Annotated in this window: 3 protein-coding genes; all 3 read right to left on the reverse strand. The window is 38.0% G+C overall.

The annotated features are described in order from the left end of the window. Positions 1 to 70 precede the first annotated feature (70 nt). The 3 genes from tnpC to BM098_RS13120 all read right to left on the reverse strand — a co-directional run bounded on the left by tnpC (position 71) and on the right by BM098_RS13120 (position 2,260). Complete coding sequence (gene tnpC, locus BM098_RS13110; RefSeq protein ID WP_089834091.1) at positions 71 to 1,618, reverse strand: IS66 family transposase; 1,548 nt, start codon at positions 1,616 to 1,618, stop codon at positions 71 to 73. A 100-nt stretch (positions 1,619 to 1,718) separates the two neighbouring features. After that, positions 1,719 to 2,075 carry an IS66 family insertion sequence element accessory protein TnpB gene (gene tnpB / locus BM098_RS13115; RefSeq protein WP_089834093.1) on the reverse strand — a complete coding sequence of 119 codons (357 nt, stop codon included), beginning with the start codon at positions 2,073 to 2,075 and terminating at the stop codon, positions 1,719 to 1,721. Beyond that, complete coding sequence (locus BM098_RS13120) at positions 2,072 to 2,260, reverse strand: hypothetical protein (protein ID WP_089834095.1); 189 nt, start codon at positions 2,258 to 2,260, stop codon at positions 2,072 to 2,074. The genes tnpB and BM098_RS13120 overlap by 4 nt, the downstream gene beginning before the upstream one ends. Positions 2,261 to 2,346: the final 86 nt, after the last annotated feature.

Below are 2,346 nucleotides of genomic sequence, written 5' to 3' on the forward strand. Positions count from 1 at the left end.
GTAAGCGCCAATCCATAAGGTAGGTCGGCACGACAAATAGCCTTTGCTACAATGTTAAGTGTAGTAAAGGCTATTGACATTTCGCCTGAACATCAGGATTCCAAGGATAAAAAGTTTCCATAACTGATTCATCCGTGAAGTTTTCCGTATTAGGCATTTGTTCAAATAGATATGTCAGGTACTTGAAGGCATCAAGACCATTAGCTTTAGCTGTCTGTATAATGCTATAGGTGATGGCACTTGATAGAGCACCGTCGGTGCTCGTTGAAAAGTACCAAGCTTTCCTTCCCATAACGAGAGGGCGTATACTGCGTTCCGCTAAATTATTAGATAGATGTAAGTCGCCATCTAATAGAACATTCATCAGATACTCTTTCTGATTTTTAGCGTACGTAATGGCTTTACCTAATAAAGAGGATGGCAGTACATGTACGCCTTCTATCCACGTGAAAAATGCTTCGAAGACAGGGCGTAACTTTGTTTGTCTTTTCTTATAGCGTTCTTCGGTGGAAAGACTGTGCCATTTTTTCTCTAAATTAAATAACTTATCACAATAGTTACGACCTTCTTTAGCCTTAGATGCTGTAACCGGAGCGTCTCCTTTTGGGATGGCTTCATGAAATTTCCGTCGTAAGTGTGCTAAGCACCCAACACGAGTAATGTTAGGTAGGTCATTATAAGCATCATACCCATCGCTATGAAGAAAACCTTTAAAATCGGCCAAGAAAGTTTTAGGATGGATCGATCCGCGAGTGGCTTGATAATCATATAAGACAATTTCACGATCGATATAATCTCTTGTTCGATAGAGCCACATATAAGATTTAGATGTTGGCTTTCGATCTTTCTCTTTTAATACCTGCACCGTCGTTTCGTCAGCGAATAAGATATGATTTTTAAGTAGCTCCTTACGGAGCGATTCATACAATGGCGCTAAATAATCCTTGGAAACCTTAATGGCCCAATTTGCCATCGTCGTTCGACTTAATTCGATACCCGCGCGTTTCCATTCTGATTTCTGACGGTTGAATGGCATATATTGTTCATATTTTTGATGAAGCAACCAAGCAACAGCGCTAGGTGAGGCAATGCTTTTTGGAATAACAGGTTTAGGCGTCTTTGATTTGACTATGACATCTTCTCCATCTGCTTTGCACGTTGGACATTCATAGGCGTGGCGAATATATACTTTCACTTGAAGTGTTGCTGGTATGTATTCTATTTCCCGTCTGACTTCTTCTCGTCCGATAGGACGAAGCTCACTGTTGCACCATTCGCATTGACAGTCCTCACCTTCAAGAAAGCATTCCACTTCTTTGATTGGAACGGTATTATTGATATTATCATGTTTTGATTTTCTCTTCTTTTTGATAACCTCAACCATCTCTGGTTCTTCACTATTAGGATCGCTAGCTATTTCAGGTTCGTTAAAGATATTTAAATCTTCATCGTTAAATAAAGCGAGTTGGTTCTCATCTAAATAAGATCCTTTTTCTCTTGAACGACCATATATTTTGTTCAATAATAAATCCACTTGTGCTTTTAGTGATTCATTCTCCATCATCAGTTTATCTACTTTACCGGTTAACTCTGCCTCTAACTTTGTTATCTTGATCACCTCTTTTCATTATTTATTTACTCTACCATTATACCATAAGCAAGCTAAACAATAAAGAAAAAAGAGTAAAATAAGGACAAAAATTCATCCTTGTTTTACTCTAATAAAAAGCCGCTGGCGCAACGTTTTGTATGGCTTTTGGTTGGTCTATCTGTAGACCTTCTAGTAACCATCTCAACTCGCGTTGACTAATATTACGAACCTCTCGGTTCGATCGTGGCCATTGAATTTTACCACCTTCAATGCGTTTGTATAATAACATAAATCCATCACCATCCCAGAATAGCGCTTTGTATTTATTACGACTACCTCCGCAGAAAAGAAAGATACAGTTATCAAATACATTGAGATTAAACTGACCTTGTACAATGGCCGCAAGGCCATCAATTGATTTACGCATGTCAGTTTTTCCGCAGACGATGTAAATATGATCAACCTTCGTGTAATCAACAATCATTCACTCAACCCCTTTAATAGGGTATACAAAATGTATTTATCAATACCATTATATACACGATAAGTGGTTGATTCTGTCGTTACTTGAAAAGCAACGGTTGATTTCGTCTGTGTTTTTTTATTGTTCATTTGGTTCTGCGATTCACTCTTTAAAGTGACGGGTACAATATCTTGTTTATTGGTCATAAAATTATCCTCCATTTCAATAAAGTTAACTTTATTGTAAATGGAGGATGGCACGTAAGGTATATACTCGTTCTATTGGCGCTTAC

Source organism: Halolactibacillus halophilus (genome assembly GCF_900115605.1).
Lineage (GTDB): Bacteria > Bacillota > Bacilli > Bacillales > Amphibacillaceae > Halolactibacillus > Halolactibacillus halophilus.